Annotated in this window: 20 protein-coding genes; 11 read left to right on the forward strand and 9 right to left on the reverse strand. The window is 31.0% G+C overall.

Annotation, left to right across the window (positions count from 1 at the left end; all coding sequences use genetic code 11):
- The first annotated feature begins 32 nt into the window (after positions 1 to 32).
- The 3 genes from ACLII3_RS02270 to ACLII3_RS02280 all read left to right on the forward strand — a co-directional run bounded on the left by ACLII3_RS02270 (position 33) and on the right by ACLII3_RS02280 (position 2,576).
- The gene (locus ACLII3_RS02270) at positions 33 to 920 is read left to right on the forward strand and encodes a bestrophin family protein (RefSeq protein WP_412986139.1); all 888 of its coding nucleotides are present in this window, start codon (positions 33 to 35) and stop codon (positions 918 to 920) included.
- 17 nt (positions 921 to 937) lie between these two features.
- Entirely contained in the window at positions 938 to 1,765 is an 828-nt protein-coding gene (locus ACLII3_RS02275; RefSeq protein ID WP_412986141.1) for a peptidylprolyl isomerase, read from the forward strand.
- 106 nt (positions 1,766 to 1,871) lie between these two features.
- Positions 1,872 to 2,576 (forward strand): hypothetical protein, encoded by a 705-nt coding sequence (locus tag ACLII3_RS02280; RefSeq protein ID WP_412986143.1) that lies wholly within the window; start codon positions 1,872 to 1,874, stop codon positions 2,574 to 2,576.
- A gap of 151 nt (positions 2,577 to 2,727) precedes the next feature.
- Here ACLII3_RS02280 and ACLII3_RS02285 read toward each other — a convergent pair whose 3' ends face one another.
- Together ACLII3_RS02285 and ACLII3_RS02290 are read right to left on the reverse strand one after the other, a co-directional pair.
- Positions 2,728 to 4,671 (reverse strand): YgiQ family radical SAM protein, encoded by a 1,944-nt coding sequence (locus ACLII3_RS02285; RefSeq protein WP_412986145.1) that lies wholly within the window; start codon positions 4,669 to 4,671, stop codon positions 2,728 to 2,730.
- A gap of 49 nt (positions 4,672 to 4,720) precedes the next feature.
- On the reverse strand, positions 4,721 to 6,358 hold the full coding sequence (locus ACLII3_RS02290; protein ID WP_412986147.1) for an ABC-F family ATP-binding cassette domain-containing protein: 1,638 nt from the start codon (positions 6,356 to 6,358) through the stop codon (positions 4,721 to 4,723).
- Between the two features lie 203 nt (positions 6,359 to 6,561).
- Between ACLII3_RS02290 and ACLII3_RS02295 the strand changes: the two genes are divergently transcribed.
- Both ACLII3_RS02295 and ACLII3_RS02300 read left to right on the forward strand, forming a co-directional pair.
- Positions 6,562 to 6,996: a hypothetical protein gene (locus tag ACLII3_RS02295; protein WP_412986148.1), complete on the forward strand. Its 435-nt coding sequence runs from the start codon at positions 6,562 to 6,564 to the stop codon at positions 6,994 to 6,996.
- 192 nt (positions 6,997 to 7,188) lie between these two features.
- Positions 7,189 to 7,845 carry a hypothetical protein gene (locus ACLII3_RS02300; protein WP_412986149.1) on the forward strand — a complete coding sequence of 219 codons (657 nt, stop codon included), beginning with the start codon at positions 7,189 to 7,191 and terminating at the stop codon, positions 7,843 to 7,845.
- Between the two features lie 5 nt (positions 7,846 to 7,850).
- Here ACLII3_RS02300 and ACLII3_RS02305 read toward each other — a convergent pair whose 3' ends face one another.
- The 4 genes from ACLII3_RS02305 to ACLII3_RS02320 form a co-directional block, all read right to left on the reverse strand.
- The gene (locus ACLII3_RS02305; RefSeq protein ID WP_412986151.1) at positions 7,851 to 8,759 is read right to left on the reverse strand and encodes a TIGR01777 family oxidoreductase; all 909 of its coding nucleotides are present in this window, start codon (positions 8,757 to 8,759) and stop codon (positions 7,851 to 7,853) included.
- An 82-nt stretch (positions 8,760 to 8,841) separates the two neighbouring features.
- Positions 8,842 to 9,513, reverse strand: coding sequence for a tRNA (5-methylaminomethyl-2-thiouridine)(34)-methyltransferase MnmD (gene mnmD / locus ACLII3_RS02310; protein ID WP_412986153.1), 672 nt, complete (start codon positions 9,511 to 9,513; stop codon positions 8,842 to 8,844).
- Complete coding sequence (locus ACLII3_RS02315; protein ID WP_412986155.1) at positions 9,510 to 9,944, reverse strand: hypothetical protein; 435 nt, start codon at positions 9,942 to 9,944, stop codon at positions 9,510 to 9,512. The genes mnmD and ACLII3_RS02315 overlap by 4 nt, the downstream gene beginning before the upstream one ends.
- A 4-nt stretch (positions 9,945 to 9,948) precedes the next feature.
- Positions 9,949 to 10,446 (reverse strand): DUF4920 domain-containing protein, encoded by a 498-nt coding sequence (locus ACLII3_RS02320; protein ID WP_412986157.1) that lies wholly within the window; start codon positions 10,444 to 10,446, stop codon positions 9,949 to 9,951.
- Between the two features lie 123 nt (positions 10,447 to 10,569).
- Between ACLII3_RS02320 and ACLII3_RS02325 the strand changes: the two genes are divergently transcribed.
- Positions 10,570 to 11,625, forward strand: a complete 1,056-nt coding sequence (locus ACLII3_RS02325) for a branched-chain amino acid aminotransferase (RefSeq protein ID WP_412986158.1) — start codon at positions 10,570 to 10,572, stop codon at positions 11,623 to 11,625.
- Between the two features lie 30 nt (positions 11,626 to 11,655).
- Here ACLII3_RS02325 and ACLII3_RS02330 read toward each other — a convergent pair whose 3' ends face one another.
- Positions 11,656 to 12,042 (reverse strand): hypothetical protein, encoded by a 387-nt coding sequence (locus tag ACLII3_RS02330; protein ID WP_412986159.1) that lies wholly within the window; start codon positions 12,040 to 12,042, stop codon positions 11,656 to 11,658.
- Between the two features lie 78 nt (positions 12,043 to 12,120).
- Here ACLII3_RS02330 and ACLII3_RS02335 point away from each other — a divergent pair, with 78 nt between their 5' ends.
- Positions 12,121 to 12,306 carry a hypothetical protein gene (locus tag ACLII3_RS02335; RefSeq protein WP_412986161.1) on the forward strand — a complete coding sequence of 62 codons (186 nt, stop codon included), beginning with the start codon at positions 12,121 to 12,123 and terminating at the stop codon, positions 12,304 to 12,306.
- A 77-nt stretch (positions 12,307 to 12,383) separates the two neighbouring features.
- Here ACLII3_RS02335 and ACLII3_RS02340 read toward each other — a convergent pair whose 3' ends face one another.
- Complete coding sequence (locus tag ACLII3_RS02340) at positions 12,384 to 14,435, reverse strand: dipeptidyl-peptidase 3 family protein (protein ID WP_412986163.1); 2,052 nt, start codon at positions 14,433 to 14,435, stop codon at positions 12,384 to 12,386.
- Positions 14,436 to 14,556: 121 nt separating this feature from the next.
- Between ACLII3_RS02340 and ACLII3_RS02345 the strand changes: the two genes are divergently transcribed.
- Both ACLII3_RS02345 and crcB read left to right on the forward strand, forming a co-directional pair.
- On the forward strand, positions 14,557 to 15,576 hold the full coding sequence (locus tag ACLII3_RS02345) for an SRPBCC family protein (protein WP_412986164.1): 1,020 nt from the start codon (positions 14,557 to 14,559) through the stop codon (positions 15,574 to 15,576).
- Positions 15,577 to 15,948, forward strand: a complete 372-nt coding sequence (gene crcB / locus ACLII3_RS02350; RefSeq protein ID WP_412986166.1) for a fluoride efflux transporter CrcB — start codon at positions 15,577 to 15,579, stop codon at positions 15,946 to 15,948.
- Here the strand turns inward: crcB and ACLII3_RS02355 are convergent.
- Positions 15,945 to 16,547, reverse strand: a complete 603-nt coding sequence (locus ACLII3_RS02355) for a DUF1684 domain-containing protein (RefSeq protein ID WP_412986167.1) — start codon at positions 16,545 to 16,547, stop codon at positions 15,945 to 15,947. The two genes, crcB and ACLII3_RS02355, sit on opposite strands and share 4 nt — an antisense overlap.
- A 231-nt stretch (positions 16,548 to 16,778) precedes the next feature.
- Here ACLII3_RS02355 and ACLII3_RS02360 point away from each other — a divergent pair, with 231 nt between their 5' ends.
- Both ACLII3_RS02360 and ACLII3_RS02365 read left to right on the forward strand, forming a co-directional pair.
- Positions 16,779 to 17,981 (forward strand): MFS transporter, encoded by a 1,203-nt coding sequence (locus ACLII3_RS02360; RefSeq protein ID WP_412986169.1) that lies wholly within the window; start codon positions 16,779 to 16,781, stop codon positions 17,979 to 17,981.
- The gene (locus tag ACLII3_RS02365; protein WP_412986170.1) at positions 17,978 to 18,355 is read left to right on the forward strand and encodes a VOC family protein; all 378 of its coding nucleotides are present in this window, start codon (positions 17,978 to 17,980) and stop codon (positions 18,353 to 18,355) included. The genes ACLII3_RS02360 and ACLII3_RS02365 overlap by 4 nt, the downstream gene beginning before the upstream one ends.
- The last annotated feature ends 1 nt before the right edge of the window (position 18,356 follow it).

The raw sequence follows: 18,356 nt of genomic DNA on the forward strand, positions 1-18,356 counted from the left end.
AATTCGTCCTAAACGATTTTAAACTCCATTTCATGATTTTAGACAAAAGAATCCCTTTCAGCTATTGGTTTAGTAAGATAAAATGGGACATTCTAATTGTAACACTATTTTCTATAATTACTTATTTAGTTTCTGAATACGCTTTTGAAATTAACATTCCTTCTAGCATTGGTGCTTTTCTGGGAACAGCAATTGCATTACTATTATCTTTTAAGCTAAGTCAATCTTATGACAGGTGGTGGGAAGCTCGTAAAATTTGGGGAGCAATTGTTAACGACTCTAGAACTCTTACAATACAAGTAAAGCAGTTTTGTATAAAAAAAGATCATGAATTAATTAACACTATTGCAAACCGACAAATTGCTTGGTGCTATAGTTTAGGGCAAAATTTAAGACAACAAAACGCTCTAGACAATATTAGTTTGTACATAAATGATAATGAATACAATAGTTTAAAAAAACACTCTAATGTGCCTTTAGCACTTTTAGACCATCATTCAAAAAACACTAAAACTTTATTAGACACAAAACATTTAAGTAAGTTTGAACATATGCAAATAGACAATACTATTGTTAGACTTTGTGCTTCTATGGGAAAAGCAGAACGTATAAAAAATACAGCTTTCCCTAAAACATATAGACTGACTTTACACCTATTTATTTATGTGTTTTTAGCAGCTTTATTCTTTTCTTTAAACAACCTTCCATATTTGCTCGAAGTTCCGTTGCTCATCTTTATTGCTATTCCATTCTTTTTATTAGAAAAAATAGCATTTACCATACAAGACCCTTTTGAAAACAGACCAACAGATACAGCTATGACTAGTATAGCTAGAACCATAGAAATAAATATTAAACAACTATTAGAGCATGACGATATACCTCAACCTTTATCGCCAGAGAAATACTATATGCTTTAAAAACCAATAATTAACTCATGAAACATTTTATAAAATCGGTAATTATACTGTCACTTGTATTTTGCTTTTCCAGCTTTAAACAGCAAGACGAACAAGCAAAAAAAGATAAACGTATAAAAGTAAAAATGATAACTACTCATGGCACCATGCTATTAGCACTTTACAACGAAACTCCTAAGCATCGTGATAATTTTGTAAAATTAGTTAACGAAAAGAAATATGACAGTTTATTATTTCATCGTGTTATTAATGAATTTATGATTCAAGGAGGTGATATAGATAGTAAAAATGCAAAAAAAGGAGAAGCTTTAGGCGCTGGAGATTTACCTTATCAAGTAGATGCTGAGTTTGTACCAACCCTATTTCATAAAAAAGGTGCATTAGCTGCAGCACGTGATGGAAATGCTGCAAGAGTTTCAAGTAGTATGCAGTTTTATATAGTTCAAGGAAAAGTTAAAAATGACAGTACTTTAATTGTTGATGAAAAACGCATTAATGGTTGGTTAGCCGAAAACTACACTTTAAATATGCCAGAAAATAACGAAATTAAAATAGCTCTAGATAAAGCTATGGAAGATGAGGATTATGGCAATTACCAAAAATTATATAAACAAATTAAGGACAAAGCCAAAACCTACACATTTGATAAATATGTGATTCCTCAAGCACATCGCGAAGTTTATAAAACCATTGGAGGCACACCTTTTCTAGATCAAAATTACACTGTTTTTGGTGAATTACTTAAAGGATTTGAAGTATTAGACAAGATAGCTGGTGTAGAAACTAATGATATGAACAGACCACATGAAGATGTTCGTATTTTAAGTATGCGTATTGTAAAATAAATTACGTATATCTACGTATTGATTTTGTAACACTAAAAAGCTAACTTCGTTTAACAATTTATATAAACCATTAAAACGTGTTTATATAAATTCATTACCAGCAAGTTTGATAAAAACACTATTAAACATATTGACATTATTCATTTCATTGAATTCGATTGCTCAAATCAATGGAAAGTTCAAACACAATATTTGTGAATTTGGACCGAACTGTTTTGTTTATGAATTCAAAAAAGATGGAACTTTTGAATATAAATATCACCAAGATGTTTTAGGTAGCGGAACACTGTATGGAACTTATGAAAAAATTGGAGACACATTAAAACTTAATCCTGACAAAGTTCTTTTTGCATTGGAATCAAAAATTATTGAAGAAAATTATAAAAATCCTGATTCGACAAAAATTCAAATCTCACTTCAAAGACTTTCACCAAAAGATATAATAGATATTGACCAATTACATTGGTATGTTTCAATTAACAATGGAAAGTACATTGAAACCAATGAAAATGGAATGATTTTAATTCCTAAAACAAAGGTCGAAAAAATAGAACTTAAAGATCTCTTTCAAATTGAATTCAAAAACAGAGAACCTTTACTAAAATTAACTGACTCTATTTTCAGACCAAAAACGGACAAAAACTATATTAAAATTTTTGCATCCGAGAGTGTGGAAAACGGAGATTTAGCAATAATGGAATGGATGACAAAAGTTTTTATTTTAAAAGGAAGAAAATTATACCCTTTGACCTTTGAACCCGAAGTTGGATTTTTAGGACAGAAAAAAACATATTATAGAAAAATTAAATAAAAACCAGCTGGTAACAATGGTTATAAGTAATTGCTTGTTCTCGCCTACTTCTGAAAATCATTGCGGATTTTCTATTCGGTTTGTATTTGCAAAGTTAAGTGCTAAGCTACGCAACAAACCATAAACAAGACCATTAAACGAAATCAAAAAACTAACGACGTTTCTTCTTAGTTTTCTTTACCTTATTTTTTCGTCTATTAAAAGGTACCGCATCATCAAAAGTGTGCTTAGGTTTACTGCCCTTATTTTTTTTCCACTTTTCATTTTCTGGAAGCAACACTTTTAGCAAATCACCTCTACCTAATTTATTTAAAGTGCTTTTAATCCAATCCTTATTTTCTTTTTTATACCAAAAGAAAAAACGATGTTGCTCTTCTTTTTCTTTTCTAGTTTTTGGCGTCCTCGTTGGTTTTAATGTATAAGGATGGTAACCGCTATAATAAATAACAGTAGCTACTGTCATAGGTGTTGGTGTAAACCCTTGCACTTGCTCCAACTGAAAGCCCATATGTTTCGTTTCGGCAGCCAAATTAGCCATATCCTCTACTTCACAAGCTGGATGATTAGAAATAAAATAAGGAATCAACTGTAGGTTTAACCCCTTTTTCAAGTTAATTTTATCAAAACGTTCTTTAAACTTATGAAAGTATTTAAACGATGGTTTTCGCATTAATTTTAAAACAGGATCAGAGGTATGCTCTGGCGCTACTTTAAGTCGTCCAGACACATGCTTTGTCATTACCTCCTCAGTATAGTCATCTAACTCTTTAGCATCTGCATTTTTGTTAAACTCAGGCACTAACATATCATGTCTAATACCACTTCCAATAAATGACTTTTTAACTTTTGGATGCTTATCTACAGCTTGATATAATTGTGTTAAAGGCTTATGAGAAGTATCTAAATTACTACATATAACTGGCGAAATACATGAAGGCGCAACACATTTATCACATATAGATTGAATCTTACCCTTCATTTTATACATATTAGCAGAAGGTCCACCAATATCAGACAAATAGCCTTTAAAATCTGGCATATTTGCTACTGTATCTACTTCTTTTAAAATAGACTCTTGACTTCTACTTGCTATAAATTTTCCTTGATGCGCTGATATAGTACAGAAGCTACATCCTCCAAAACAACCACGATGAATATTGATTGAAAACTTAATCATTTCAAACGCAGGAATTGGTCCACGCTTATTATACTTTGGATGTGGTAATCTAGTATAAGGCAAATCAAATGAAGCATCAATCTCATCCTCTGTCATTGTTGGATAAGGTGGATTTATCATTAATGTTTTATCTCCTATACATTGAAAAATACGTCTTGCCGCAAGCTTATTAGACTCTTGCTCTATAATTTTGAAGTTAGAGGCAAATTTCTTTTTATCCTCCAAACAAGTTTCGTGCGACTCAATAGTAACATCTTCCCAATTTTCGTTTTTAGGAAACTTATCGCCATCTTTGACCAATACAGCAGTTTGCTTGATGGTTTTTAAACTAGAAAAGGGAACACCTTTTTCTAAAAGTCTAACAATTTCTCGTAATGGTTGCTCTCCCATTCCATAAACCAACATATCAGCTTTAGAGGTTTCTAATATGGAAGGCATTAACTTATCAGACCAATAATCGTAATGTGTTACACGACGTAATGAGGCTTCAATTCCTCCAATTAATACAGGAACGTCTGGAAATTTTTCTTTTAATATTTTAGAATATACCGAAGTAGCATAATCTGGCCTAAAACCAATATCACCATTAGGCGTGTAAGCATCTTTATCACGACGCTTTTTACTTGCAGTATAATTACTTACCATAGGATCCATACAACCTCCAGTAACAGCAAAAAATAATCTTGGAATACCTAGTTTGGTAAAATCCTGAAGATTATCGGTTACACTTGGCTGTGGTACAATAGCAACTTTTAAACCATAACTTTCAAGAATACGACCAATAACTGCAGGACCAAAGGAAGGATGATCTACATAGGCATCTCCACTAAAAAGAATTACATCTAACTCTTCCCATCCTCTAATCTTCACCTCTTTATTAGTTGTTGGTAACCAACTTGAAAGTCTTAATTGTTCCATATCGCTACAAAAATACTGTATTTATACGAATACTACTTTTTACTATCGTTTAAGCTTGTAAATGGATATCTTTTAAACTTTCTATTCTGTTCCTTTCAAGAAACGCATCGATAGTCTCAAAATGTTCAATAACACGTTTGTCTTTGAACTCAAATACTTTTTGAGATAGTCCTTGTAAGAAATCACGATCGTGAGATACCAAGATTAATGTTCCATCAAAAGCAAGTAAAGCTTCCTTTAAAACATCTTTAGATTTTAAATCTAAATGGTTGGTTGGCTCATCTAGTATTAATAAGTTAACTGGTTCTAACAACAATTTCACCATAGCCAAACGTGTTTTTTCTCCACCAGACAAAACACTTACCTTTTTTTGAATATCGTCACCAGCAAACATAAAACGTCCTAGTATATTTTTTATTTGTGTGCGTACATCTCCTTTTGCTACTTCATCAACAGTTTGAAAAATAGTAAGATTTGGATCTAATAGTGCTGCTTGGTTTTGCGCAAAGTAGCCTACTTTTACATTATGTCCTAAACTACACTCGCCTTCAACATCTACTTCTCCTAAAATAGATTTAATCATAGTAGACTTGCCTTCCCCATTTCTACCAACAAACGAGACTTTTTCTCCTCTAGATATTGACATATTAGCATTAGAAAACACTACGTGTTCTCCATAACTTTTGGTAAGTTCCTTAACAGTTACAGGATAATCTCCAGAACGAGGTGCTGGAGGAAATCTAAGTTTTAAAGAAGAATTATCAACCTCATCAATCTCTATAATTTGTAATTTTTCAAGCATGCGCTCGCGTGATGCTACTTGGTTGGTTTTTGAATATGTTCCTTTAAAACGCTCAATAAAAGCCCTATTATCAGCAATAAATTTTTGTTGTTCTTGATAAGCTTTAATTTGATGTGAACGACGTTCTTGACGTAATTGTAAGTAATGCGAATAGTTGGCTTTATAATCGTAAATACGTCCCATTGTAACTTCAATGGTTCTATTAGTTATATTATCAATAAACGCACGATCATGTGATATAACCATTACTGCATTAGCTTTATTAACCAAAAAGTCTTCTAACCAAATAACCGATTCTATATCGATATGGTTTGTTGGTTCATCTAGCAGAATTAAATCTGGTTTTTTAAGTAAAATTTTAGCTAACTCAATTCGCATACGCCATCCTCCACTAAACTCACTTGTTTGCCTTGTAAAATCCGATTGCTTAAAACCTAAGCCTTTAAGTGCCTTCTCTACTTCTGCATCGTAATTAACTTCTTCTAAAGCATAATAGTACTCTCCTAGCTCAGACACTTTTTCTATAATAGACATGTATGAATCTGATTCATAATCAGTACGCGTTTCTAACTCTTTATTAAGACGTTCCATTTCATCACGCATTTCAAAAATATGCGTAAATGCTTTTGATGCTTCTTCAAAAACTGTACAGTCATCTTCAGTTAATAAATGTTGTGGTAAATAAGCAATTACAGTATCTTTTGGACTTCTAACACTTCCACGTGTTGCTTTTTGAGCGCCAGCAATAATCTTCATCATAGTTGATTTACCAGCGCCATTCTTTCCCATTAAGGCAATCTTATCATTTTCATTAATTGCAAAAGACACATCACTAAATAATGTTTGTCCACTAAATTCTACTGCAAGTCCATCAACTGTAATCATACTGTATATTTTAAAGTTTGCAAAACTATGAAAAAAGCTTCTGAATTATCCATTAATAAACCTAAACCTAACATATGCTTAAACTTGAAGCATATTTACACATTTTAGCTACTTATAAACCTATATAACTTAATTTTCAAATAACCTTTTAGTAATCTAATTTAACTCCTTAATAGCGTCATTTGTTATAGAATTTTACAACTATGAAACATTTACTATTAATCGCTATTTTAATTACATCATTAACTTCTTGTACAACTGATCAAGATGAACTTACTACTTATGATTATTCTGAAAAGTGGGAACTTTTTAACGCTACTTCAAATCAAACCAGTGAAACTACAAGTACAAATGGTTTAAACTACCAAGAGTTTTATTACTTAGATAATGACAGTACATTTTTTAAAAGAAGAATTAGCAACAACATTACAAAAAACATATATGGTACTTATAATGTAATGACTGTAGATAATAATAAATATTTTGTTTTTAAATATAACGAAGCTAATAACTTAATTGGAAATTGCTCCAATAACTTAAATGAAGTCTTACGCTTTACTGATGAAAACAAACTTATAAACATTTGGAATAGTTGTGATGGGCCAACGCTCGAATACAGAAAAGTATACAATCCTTAAAAACGTACCTAAAACAAAAATCTTCGATAAAAAGCACAAAAAAAAGACTAAACTTCATTTTTTAACTTATTTTTCTTACACAAATAATAAATCTCATTGATAGTTTTTTTAGTTTTGTAGCATAAATAGACTTTTTTTTTATTAAATTAGTCTAACCTGTTAGTAAAGCCCTAATCCAAATTTAAATTATCAATGAGTTTTTTTAAACTAAAAAGATTTTTTCCATTTAGCATAAAAAAAATTCTCCCTAAAAAAGGTAATGGATCAAGTAAGTATTCTAGCACATATTATTACAGCTCTGTTTTAGAAAAATATGAGTCTGTAACTTCCTATTTAAATATTTTTGACAAATGCTTGTCTAGGCCTAATGTTAAAACAAACCAGCATATTAATTTTTCAGACAAAATAAACTTTGGAGCAACCATAAAACAAGTAAAAAAAATAAAACCAAACCCAACAAAGTCTGTTAACGTTAATAATAACTGTCACATATTATTTTATAAAACAAAAATTGGGAATATTAGGACTAACCTAGAGTTACATTTTTTTTCTAATAAGCTATTCTTTTATAGTTATTCATTTTCAAATACTATAGATACAGACAAAATTTTAGATTTATTAAAAGAAAAATATTTATCAGTAAAAAGTGATGCTAACTTAAACTTTCACAATATTACAGATGAATTTAATAATTATGTTTTGGTAAACAACGAAATGGATTTAACCATTAAATATGTAGCCTTAAGGGATGAAACCTATAATTATTTAAATCAGGTTAATATTATTGAAAAAGCAAAAACAAAACATATTAAAAAATTAGAAAATAAAGAGCTGCTCTCAAAACTATAATACAACTAACCTAATATTTCTTTTAATGCTGGTTGTAAATGATGGTATTTAAAATGATAACCTAGAGACTCTATTTTTTTAGAACTTACACGTTGACTTTCTAATAACAAACTACTCATTTCTCCTAGAATAATTTTTAATACAAATGATGGTACATTTGGCAAAAATACAGGTCTATTTAATTGTTTAGCGGCCAATTTAATTAGCTCTTTTTGTTTAACTGGATTAGGAGCAACACCATTTAAAACACCTTCTATTTTATTTTTAATAACATAAAGGAACATCGATGCTAAATCTTCAATATGAATCCAAGATTGCCATTGCTTCCCTGTTCCTAAAGGCGAACCTAAAAACAATTTTACAGGTTTAACCAATTCGGTTAGTGCACCACCTTTTTTAGCTAACACAATGCCTATTCTAATCTTAGACACCTTAACATTTAAATTAGCAAATGTATCTACTTCATCTTCCCATTGCTCAACTACATTAGATAAAAAACCTTCTTCTTTATCTTTATTAGACTCATCATAATAATGAGTTTTTGAACTTGGATAAATACCAATAGCACTGGCAGAGACTAGATGGCTTACCTCAATATTATTTTCCTCTATAGCATCATATAAGCATTTTAAAGAGTCTATTCTACTTTCAAGAATTTCCTTTTTATAACTACTAGTCCATCGTTTTGCAATACTAGCTCCAGCTAGATTAATAATTGTATCAATATCCTTAAAACAGTTTACATCAATTTCTTTACTCTTTGGATTCCAGTAAAAACCTTTGTAATTAGAAGTACTTTTTAGCTTCTCTTTATTTGTAGACAAGTAATTAACATGAATACCTACAGCGTGACACTGCTTGACAATTTCTTGTCCAACTAAACCTGTAGCTCCTGTAATTAATATTCTATTCATGCAAATCAAAAATACAAAATATGAAAAAGTATAAAAGCATGATTAAGTTAGGTTTAACAGTAATTTATAGAGTATTAAGCTTTTATTTGGTTGCTCTTAACATATGTCTTTTCCCTGGAGGACCTTCTATACGTTCAACCTTAAAACCTAAAGATTTCATATCTCTTTTTACTTGACCAATAGCAGCATATGTAACCAAAACACCGTTTGGTTTTAAAGCATTATACATAATTTGAAATATTGACTTACTCCAAAGCTCTGGTTGCACACGTGCACCAAAAGCATCAAAGAAAATTAAATCAAATGCCAATTCGTCGTTTATTTCAGAAAAAAATTGTTGACGTTTGGTTATAGAAAAATTTGAAGATATTAGATGAGTGTCTTCCCAAGAAACCTCATGTAGTTTATTAAAAAAGTTAGCGTAACTACCAACTAAAATTGAAGCGTAATTAAGCTCATTAACTTCATCAATCTTAACAGGATATCCTTCTACACCAACATAATTAATATTTAGCTTTAATTTTTGAGCCTCTATTAGTGTTAAAAAGGCATTTAAACCTGTACCAAAGCCTATTTCAAGAACAGAAATAGGCTTTGAATTGGTTTGAAAATTTAGTTTATGATGTAATCCAGATTTAATAAATACATGTGCTGCCTCTTGTATAGCTCCATGTTTGGAATGGTATTGTTCATCCCAATCTTCAATATGAATGGTTTTAGAGCCATCGGCAGTTGTAATTATTTTACGCTTCACTCAGTAATTAAAAGCTTTTTAATTCTAGGTATTGGACCTGTACACTTTTTAGTATGGCAAGTTATACATGCATTTATAGCATTATTATAACTATGTATTAAACTATCTTGTGACGAATTAAAAATAGCAGCTTCAGATTGCAAAAAAGCCTCAGAGTGAGTTTTAAAAAAATCATCTCTGTCATTATTATCTGTTAAAACAGCTGTATGAATATTATTAAATCTTTCTGGATAAGTAGATTTAAGTTCTCCTTTTAATATTTGCTGCTTTATTGCTTCATTATAGGCATACATCTCATTCATAAGATTCGCCATTTCTGAAGACTTAGCCATTATCAATTCTTTTTTTTCTTCAACAACAGTTTCTTTAGTAGTAGTATTACAACCAAAAGTCAATATTGCTAATAAAAATAGTAAACTATATTTTTTCATTGTACTATTGCTTCAATAATACACCATCAGCTTCAAATGCTAATGTTTTTTCAGCTTCTGTGATTGCAGCAATCTCTTCTGCAGATTTACCAGCATCTTCAGCATAGTGACGTAACTCATCAACAGAAATTTCAGTTACATAAGCTTTTCCATTTACAACAACTTCCCCTTCTGCATTTAATGGCATGAAAAATCCATAATCCTTAAACCTTACCATAGCCTCTTCATCATTGCCAAGATCAAGCTTCATCCAACATCCTTTTTTAGAACAAACCTCATTAATTTTTGCTGTCACTTTAGCAGCAATTGTATCTCCAGCTTTTAAAGCCTTATATTTTTCAGACATCTCTGATGCTGAAATTGCACCTTCAGCTTCAATTTTTTCACCAAAAGACGCATACGCAACCTCTTCTGTATTAGCCACCTCAACATCTTCTTTCTTTTCTGATTTACAAGAACATACAACAACTACTAATAACAATAATGTGATTAATTTTTTCATGATTTTTTTAAATAAAATTAGGTTAAATAACTAAAGAATAAAGGTACATAATTTTTGTGACTATTGTATTTTATATGAATGTTAAATTCCGTAATTTTGCAGCCTGATTTATAATGCGCAACTATGAACCAAATCAACATTACAAAAACAACTCATTCAAAGATTAACGATGTAGATTTCAACAACTTAAGTTTTGGAAGTATATTTTCAGATCACATGTTGGTTTGCGATTATAAAAATGGGAAATGGGAAACTCCTAAAGTGATACCTTACCAACCAATTACCTTAGATCCTTCGTCTAAAATATTTCATTATGGACAATCTATTTTTGAAGGTATGAAAGCTTATAAGGACAGTAACAATAACACTTGGTTATTTCGTCCTTTAGATAATTGGAAGCGTTTAAATATTTCGGCTAAACGTTTAGCTATTCCAGAAATTCCTGAGGAATATTTTATGGAAGGACTAAAAACTTTATTAAAAGTTGACGAAGCTTGGATTCCGAGAAATGAAGGAAGTTCGTTATATATAAGACCATTTGTTTTTGCAACAGGACAAGGTTTTCATGCTTCTCCTGCAAATGCTTATAAACTAATTATTGCAACCGCACCTTCTGGAGCTTATTTTTCTGGAAAAGTAAAAGTTTTAATAGAAGAAAAATATTCACGTTCTGCAAATGGTGGCGTTGGTTATGCTAAAGCAGGAGGTAATTATGCTGGACAATTTTATCCTACGCAATTAGCTATTGACAAGGGTTATAATCAAGTAATTTGGACAGATGACAATACTCATGAGTACATTGAAGAAGCTGGTGCCATGAATATTTTTATAAGAATTAATGACACATTAATTACTGGACCTACAAGCGATAGAATTTTAGATGGCATTACACGTAAAAGTATTATTGAAATTGCTAAAGACGAAGGCATTAATGTTGAAGTTAGAAAAATAACTGTTAAAGAAGTAATCGAAGCTTCTAATAACGGTTCTTTAAAGGAAATGTTTGGCGCTGGAACAGCTGCAGTTATTTCGCCAATAGCAGGTTATGGATATAAAGGAAATGATTATGATTTACCAGAATTAGAAGATACATTTGCTGCGCGATTAAAAAAACGTATAACAGATATACAAACTAATAAAGCTGAAGATAAATTTGGCTGGAGATACGAAGTTAAATAATAAAAAAGGGAAGCAATTGCTTCCCTTTTTTTATTTATCTAAAATCTCCTTAATATTTGGTTTAAAATAGTTTGGACCCTTTAATACTTTTCCATCTTCTCTGTAAATAGGCTGTCCATCCTCTCCTAATTTACTCATATTGCTACGCTGTATTTCATTAAACACTTCTTCAATTTTGTATTGTAACCCATGCTCTATAATAGTTCCACATAAAATATAAAGCATATCTCCTAAAGCATCAGCTACCTCAACTAAATCATTGTCGTTAGCAGCATCAAGATACTCTTCATTCTCCTCACGCATTAATTTGTAGCGCAACATATTTTTATCTACTCCTAAATCTGCCTTTGGTGTTTCTCTATATCCAATTTTAAAAGCTTCATGAAATGCTTTTACAGCGTCTATTTTATTTTTCATTATCGTATTATTATCTAAATATTAATTAGTTTTTATATTTTCGCAGCACCTAAAAACGGTTTTTAAAAATACATAAATATGTTTAGTCAAGGACAAATTACTTTTGGAATATTATTCGCAATTGCTTTTATCGCAATTTTAGTATTTGCCTATAGAAAAGACATAAAATTACATCGTAAATATTTTAAAGGCAGCATTTGGGTTTTAATAGCTTTTATATCGTTTATTGCAATGATTGCTGCTATTAAATTCTTTTTGGGATAACTAACAATATCAATTATTATAGAAACAAAAAAAGCCTCAATAATTAAATTGAGGCTTTTCTATATTATTAAAGTATCCTAGTTGCTTTCTGGTAAAAAGTTAAACTTGTTAGAATAACTTAACATTTGGTTTTCAAATGATTTTGGCTGCATTACTTTAATAGCAGTAATTTCTCCTGCTTCGTTAGTTTCAGGAACTAAAACTGGATTTACAAACCCACTGTAAGGTGCAGATGTAAACTTCTTGTTACGCTCTAAAACTTCAGCATGAATTGCTTGATCTACTTTTACACCATAACCTTCTACTAAGTTTTGAACCGCTTCAAAATCACCTTCAGACTTGATACGTTGTGTTTCACGTAATAACTGTCCAAATAAGTCATGTAACTTTTCGTAATCGTTAATATTGAAATATGTTTTCCCATCACGAGTTACTTTTTCAATAACATTGTCTGCTAGCCCTTTTTCAAAAGCCCAAGCACTTACCCATTGTCTGTTAACCATATGTGCTTCTTGTACATCATCACCTAAGTTCAATCTAATTAACTGCGTCATTAAACCATTTCTAATGTAACCATCATAAGCAGCAGTACCAACAGCTTTCCAATCATCAACTAAACCTAATTCTTGTAATTTTGGATTGTACAAGTAATATAACCCAACTAAATCAGCACGCCCTTCTTCTAAAGTAGAAGCATAATTTTTAAGAGTTTCTCTAGTTTCTCCAACACCAGGATTTAATTGTCCAGATGCATGACCAATTACTTCGTGTAAAGCAGTATGTAGTTTATCTCCTAATTGCCCATATTTTTCTTCAAGAGCTAACTCTTCTTCATCATGAACAAACTCCTTAAGTCTTCCTCCACTACCAGCATTGTTATAAGCATGAATAATGTTTCCTAATGATACCGATTTGCTACCAACAGCAGCTCTAATCCAGTTTGCATTTGGTAAGTTAACTCCAATAGGTGTACTTGGAGAAGCATCACCAGCTTCACCAGCTACATTAACTACTTTATAAGTAACTCCAACTACATTTTTCTTTTTATGAGCGTCCATTAAAGGAGAATTATCTTCAAACCATTGTGCGTTTTCAGATAAAACAGCCATTTTTTGAGACATATCGAAATCTTTAATTTGTACGATAGATTCATAAGAACCTCTATATCCTAAAGGATCGTTATAAACTTCTATAAAACTGTTGATGTAATCAATATTTCCTTCGGTAGCAGCTGTCCAAGCTACATTATAATCGTCCCAAGTTTGTAAATCTCCAGTTTTATAATATTTAATTAATAAACCTAAAGCATCTCCTTGAGCTTTATTTTCAGCAACTCCTTGAGCCAACTCTAACCACTTTACTATTTCGTCTATAGCAGCTCCATATAAACCTCCAGACTTATACACACGCTCTTTTAATTCTCCATTTTCTTTAACTAACTGAGAGTTTAAACCATAAGATAATGGCTTTAAAGAATCAGGAGATTTCATATTTCCGTAAAAAGTTTCTACATCAGCAGAAGTAACATTTGGACCATACATGTTAACTGCAGACAATGCAACATTATCAACATCTTTAGCTTGGTTTACTTTTTTAGCATCTTTATCATTAAAAATAACATCAAAAGCTTCACCTTGTAAAGTAGTTCCTGTTTCTGCTAGAGCACTTTTTAAGAATTCCTGAGAAAATTCTGCTTTAATCTTATCATTAGAATAGTGATGGTGAATACCATTGCTAAACCACACACGCTTTAAATAAACTTCAAAAGCTTTCCAATCTGCAGAAGTTTTATCTCCAGCATAATTAGCATAAACATTTTCTAAAGCTTCTCTAATTGTTAAATTGTGTCTGTAATTTTGATCCCAAATAATGTCACGTCCAGATAATCCAGCTTGTGTTAAATAATACACTAACTTTTGTTCTTTTAATGATAAGTTTTCCCATCCAGGAATTTGGTATCGCAATATTTTTAAATCAGCAAATTGCTCAACTGTAAAGTTAAAATCTTTACCAGCAGCCATTTCAACTAACTCTTCTTTAAAACCCTGTTCAGTATTAGCATCTTTTTCATTACACGACACTAAAACAGAAGCAGTAAATAATAAGCTTAACGCTATTTTAAATCTCATTTTATTAATGTTTTTGTTCTTAGCTGCTAAAATAGCACTTAATGTAAAAACTCATAAGACTTATTAAAAAAATAATCTACAAAAATGCATATCTTTACATTAAACACAATTACTACTAATCATGAAAGCACTAAAATACATCATTTTATTATTACTCATTTTTATTATTGGATCATGCACTTATGTTGCTGTACAGCCTAATAGCTATGATTTATCTAGAACAAGAACTATAAATGCCTCAGCTCAATTAATCTTTAATGAAATAAACGACTATAAAAATTGGGAAAGTTGGTCGCCATGGTTAGAAAAAGAACCTGGAATTCAATTTACTTATCCAGAACAAACTAGTGGTGTTGGAGGTTCTTATTCGTGGACAGGAAATGATGGAAATGGCATGATGAAAACCCTTGAAGTAAGTCCATATGATTCTATTCTACAAGAAATAAAATTTGAAAACTTTCCTGCTTCTCAAGTATATTGGAAATTCGATGCTAAAGGACCAAGTACTGATGTTACTTGGGGAATGAAAAGCGATAACATGTCGTTTATGTTAAAATTCTTTGCAGCTATTAGTGGTGGTATGGATAAAATGGTTGGACCAGATTATGAACGAGGATTGGAAAAACTGGACAGTTTAATTATAAATAAGATGTCTAAATACGATATTTCTATTCAAGGTATTAAAGAATATGGAGGTGGCTATTATTTATATAAAACTACTAATGCTACTAGTGCAAACATTAGTGCTACAATGGGAAAACAATATGGTAGCATCATGATGTATATGGCACAAAACCAAATTCAAGTTAACGGAATGCCTTTAACCGTATATCAAGAAATGAATCAACAAGAAGGTACAGTTATCATGAGTAATGGTATTCCTGTAAGCGAAAAAATTGAAGTAGCAGATGACAGTGATGTACTATGTGGTTATATTCCTAAAACAAAAGTTTTAAAAACAGTTTTAAAAGGTAATTATACTAATTTATCTGGAGCTTGGGCTGCAACTATGAAGCATCTGCAAGATAAAGGTTTAGAGCAATCTGATTTAAAACCTTTTGAAATCTATACTAACGACCCAGGAAAATTTCCTAATCCTGCCGATTGGGTAACTGAAATATACATACCTTTAAAAGAATAAATGAAAAACCTTCTTCTTGTATTTATTGGTGGTGGCTTTGGAAGTTCACTACGCTATTTAATTGGAAAATATTTAAACTCTACCGAAACAGGTATTCCTTGGGGAACTTTTACAGCTAACATTTTAGGAAGCTTTTTAATAGGAATTATTCTTGGATTAGCAGCAAAAAATGACACATTATCACAAAGCCAAACACTATTACTAGCAACAGGGTTTTGTGGTGGTTTTACCACCTTTTCCACTTTTGCTTATGAGAATCATGTATTTCTTAAATCTGGAGATTTTACGAGTTTTGCACTTTATACTATCGCCAGTTTTATTGTTGGGTTTTTAATGGTCTTTCTAGCTATGTATTTAGTAAAAATTGCTTAGTCCTTTTTAAAGGCTTTTACACCAGCTTCAACTTTTATTGCTACATAATTTTGCCTAGGTACAATTGGGCAAGAGTATTTTACATTATATACGCAATAGGGATTGTATGCTGTATTAAAATCAATCTCTATACTATCACCTTCTGGAATTCTTAAATCTATATAACGTCCTCCTCCATATGTAGCATCGCCATTAGTATCATCCAAAAAAGGCAAAAACAAATAATCTTCATAGCCTTTAGTAGTCATCATTTCTTTACCTTGATATACATTTAACTCAAACTGTTTCCCTTTTAATTCAAAAGTAAGTACTCCAAAAACACGCTCTTCAGAAACGCGACTAGTTGTTGTTTTCATTTTAAAAAACTCGGTATCTGGAGTTAATTTCAACTTTGCTTTAACTACAAAAGCACTATCAAAGACAAAGAAGTCTAAACCTTCAAAAGTTCTTAAATCTTTAGCCTTTAAAGGAGATGTTGTAGCATCCTTAAATTCAGAATTCAGTTTCTTTTGAAAGGCTGTTTCACCTAAAATTGGCTTCTTATCTTGTGCACAACTAACTGACATTATTATCATTAAAAGGAAGGTAATTCTTTTCATTTTTATTTTTTTCTTCTGTCAAAAATACAACTTCCAAATATTTTCCCTAGTTTTGATGTCATCAAAAACAGAAAAATGTTAAAAAACGTCACTTATAATAGAAAACAGTGTACTTCTACCCATAGAAGTCTGGTCTGCTATTTATTGTGATGATATTAATATAAAATATTACAATACCTAAAAGTCCGACTTCACAGTCGGACTTTTTATTTTTATAACAATCAATCAAACATGAAAACACTATTTACTAATTACTTAAACACATTTAGAGGCCTCTCTCGAGAAGTTTGGTGGCTCTCTCTAATCACATTTATCAACAGAGCTGGAACTATGGTAGTTCCATTTTTAACCATATACTTAAAAAGCTTAGATTTTTCTGCAAGTAATGTAGGGTGGATTATGAGTGCATTTGGTTTAGGATCATTTGTAGGCTCATGGCTAGGAGGAAAACTAACCGACAAATTTGGTTACTATAGAATTATGACCTTAAGCTTAATAGGCTCTGGAATAATATTTATTTGGCTACAAAGTTTAGAAACACTTAATGAAATTACATTAGGCATATTTATACTGATGACAGTAGCAGATATGTTTAGACCAGCAATGTTTGTTGCTGTTAGTGCTTATAGTAAACCTGAAAACAAAACACGTTCAATTACTTTAATTCGTTTAGCTATTAACTTAGGCTTTTCAGGAGGTCCAGCTTTAGGTGGATTAATTATTGTTACGCTTGGTTATGCTGGTTTGTTTTGGGTAGATGGTGTTACTTGTATTTTAGCTGGACTCTTATTATTAGTTACACTTAACCCTAAAAAGAGTACCACTCTTGATGAAATTACTATTGAAAATCCTAAATCGGCATACAAAGATTTTCCATACATCATATTTTTAATATCTATGGTTTTATTTGGAGTTGCCTTTTTACAGTATTTCTCAACTATCCCTTTATACTATAAAGAGATACACTGTTTACCAGAAAATGAAATTGGTTTACTAATGGCTATGAATGGTATTTTAATTTTTCTATTAGAAATGCCTTTAGTTAAATGGTTAGAAAACTCAAGATTTACAATGGTTGGACTGATTATCTTTGGAGGCATCTTAACTGTTTTTAGTTTTTTGGTATTAAACCTTAGTGATTGGGCTGGCGTACTTATTATAGGAATGCTATTTATGACTATTGGAGAAATGATATCGTTTCCTTTTTCAAATGCATTTGCTATGAAACGTGCTAAACTTGGAAATCAAGGTGAGTTTATGGCTTTATATAGTATGACATTTGCCATTTCTCATATTATTGGTCATAATACTGGATTACAATTAATAGATAATTTTGGATATGAAACGACATGGAATGCTATGACGATACTTATGATTGTTTGCATACTTGTTCTTGTATATTTAAAACAACTTATGAAAAAGCAAACTGTATGAATTTAAATCAAATAACCATTCCTTCATTTAATGTTGAAAGAGCGACTAATTTTTATAAAACACTTGGTTTAAACCTTATAGTTGAAGCACTTCCTAGATATGTGCGCTTTGAATGTCCTGATGGTTCATCAACCTTTTCTATACATAAGGTTGATGAACTTCCAAAAGGGAATGGCATTACTATTTATTTTGAAGATGATAATCTTGACACATTAGTTGAAAGTTTAAAATCTAAAGGTATTATCTTTACAAGTGAACCTGAAGATAAGTCATGGTTATGGCGCGAAGCACATTTAAATGATCCCGATGGAAATCATATTATTTTGTACTATGCAGGTAAAAACAGAAAGAATCCACCTTGGCGAATAAATTAAA

The sequence above is a fragment of the Pontimicrobium sp. IMCC45349 genome (genome assembly GCF_047219225.1).
Lineage (GTDB): Bacteria > Bacteroidota > Bacteroidia > Flavobacteriales > Flavobacteriaceae > IMCC45349.

Excerpts from the sequence above, each read along its gene's own strand:
- ACLII3_RS02270 (WP_412986139.1), top strand. The coding sequence starts at position 33 with ATGATTTTAGACAAAAGAATCCCTTTCAGCTATTGGTTTAGTAAGATA.
- ACLII3_RS02275 (WP_412986141.1), top strand. The coding sequence starts at position 938 with ATGAAACATTTTATAAAATCGGTAATTATACTGTCACTTGTATTTTGC.
- ACLII3_RS02285 (WP_412986145.1), bottom strand. The coding sequence starts at position 4,671 with ATGGAACAATTAAGACTTTCAAGTTGGTTACCAACAACTAATAAAGAG.
- ACLII3_RS02290 (WP_412986147.1), bottom strand. The coding sequence starts at position 6,358 with ATGATTACAGTTGATGGACTTGCAGTAGAATTTAGTGGACAAACATTA.
- ACLII3_RS02295 (WP_412986148.1), top strand. The coding sequence starts at position 6,562 with ATGAAACATTTACTATTAATCGCTATTTTAATTACATCATTAACTTCT.
- ACLII3_RS02300 (WP_412986149.1), top strand. The coding sequence starts at position 7,189 with ATGAGTTTTTTTAAACTAAAAAGATTTTTTCCATTTAGCATAAAAAAA.
- ACLII3_RS02305 (WP_412986151.1), bottom strand. The coding sequence starts at position 8,759 with ATGAATAGAATATTAATTACAGGAGCTACAGGTTTAGTTGGACAAGAA.
- ACLII3_RS02315 (WP_412986155.1), bottom strand. The coding sequence starts at position 9,944 with ATGAAAAAATATAGTTTACTATTTTTATTAGCAATATTGACTTTTGGT.
- ACLII3_RS02320 (WP_412986157.1), bottom strand. The coding sequence starts at position 10,446 with ATGAAAAAATTAATCACATTATTGTTATTAGTAGTTGTTGTATGTTCT.
- ACLII3_RS02325 (WP_412986158.1), top strand. The coding sequence starts at position 10,570 with ATGAACCAAATCAACATTACAAAAACAACTCATTCAAAGATTAACGAT.
- ACLII3_RS02330 (WP_412986159.1), bottom strand. The coding sequence starts at position 12,042 with ATGAAAAATAAAATAGACGCTGTAAAAGCATTTCATGAAGCTTTTAAA.
- ACLII3_RS02335 (WP_412986161.1), top strand. The coding sequence starts at position 12,121 with ATGTTTAGTCAAGGACAAATTACTTTTGGAATATTATTCGCAATTGCT.
- ACLII3_RS02340 (WP_412986163.1), bottom strand. The coding sequence starts at position 14,435 with ATGAGATTTAAAATAGCGTTAAGCTTATTATTTACTGCTTCTGTTTTA.
- ACLII3_RS02345 (WP_412986164.1), top strand. The coding sequence starts at position 14,557 with ATGAAAGCACTAAAATACATCATTTTATTATTACTCATTTTTATTATT.
- crcB (WP_412986166.1), top strand. The coding sequence starts at position 15,577 with ATGAAAAACCTTCTTCTTGTATTTATTGGTGGTGGCTTTGGAAGTTCA.
- ACLII3_RS02355 (WP_412986167.1), bottom strand. The coding sequence starts at position 16,547 with ATGAAAAGAATTACCTTCCTTTTAATGATAATAATGTCAGTTAGTTGT.
- ACLII3_RS02360 (WP_412986169.1), top strand. The coding sequence starts at position 16,779 with ATGAAAACACTATTTACTAATTACTTAAACACATTTAGAGGCCTCTCT.
- ACLII3_RS02365 (WP_412986170.1), top strand. The coding sequence starts at position 17,978 with ATGAATTTAAATCAAATAACCATTCCTTCATTTAATGTTGAAAGAGCG.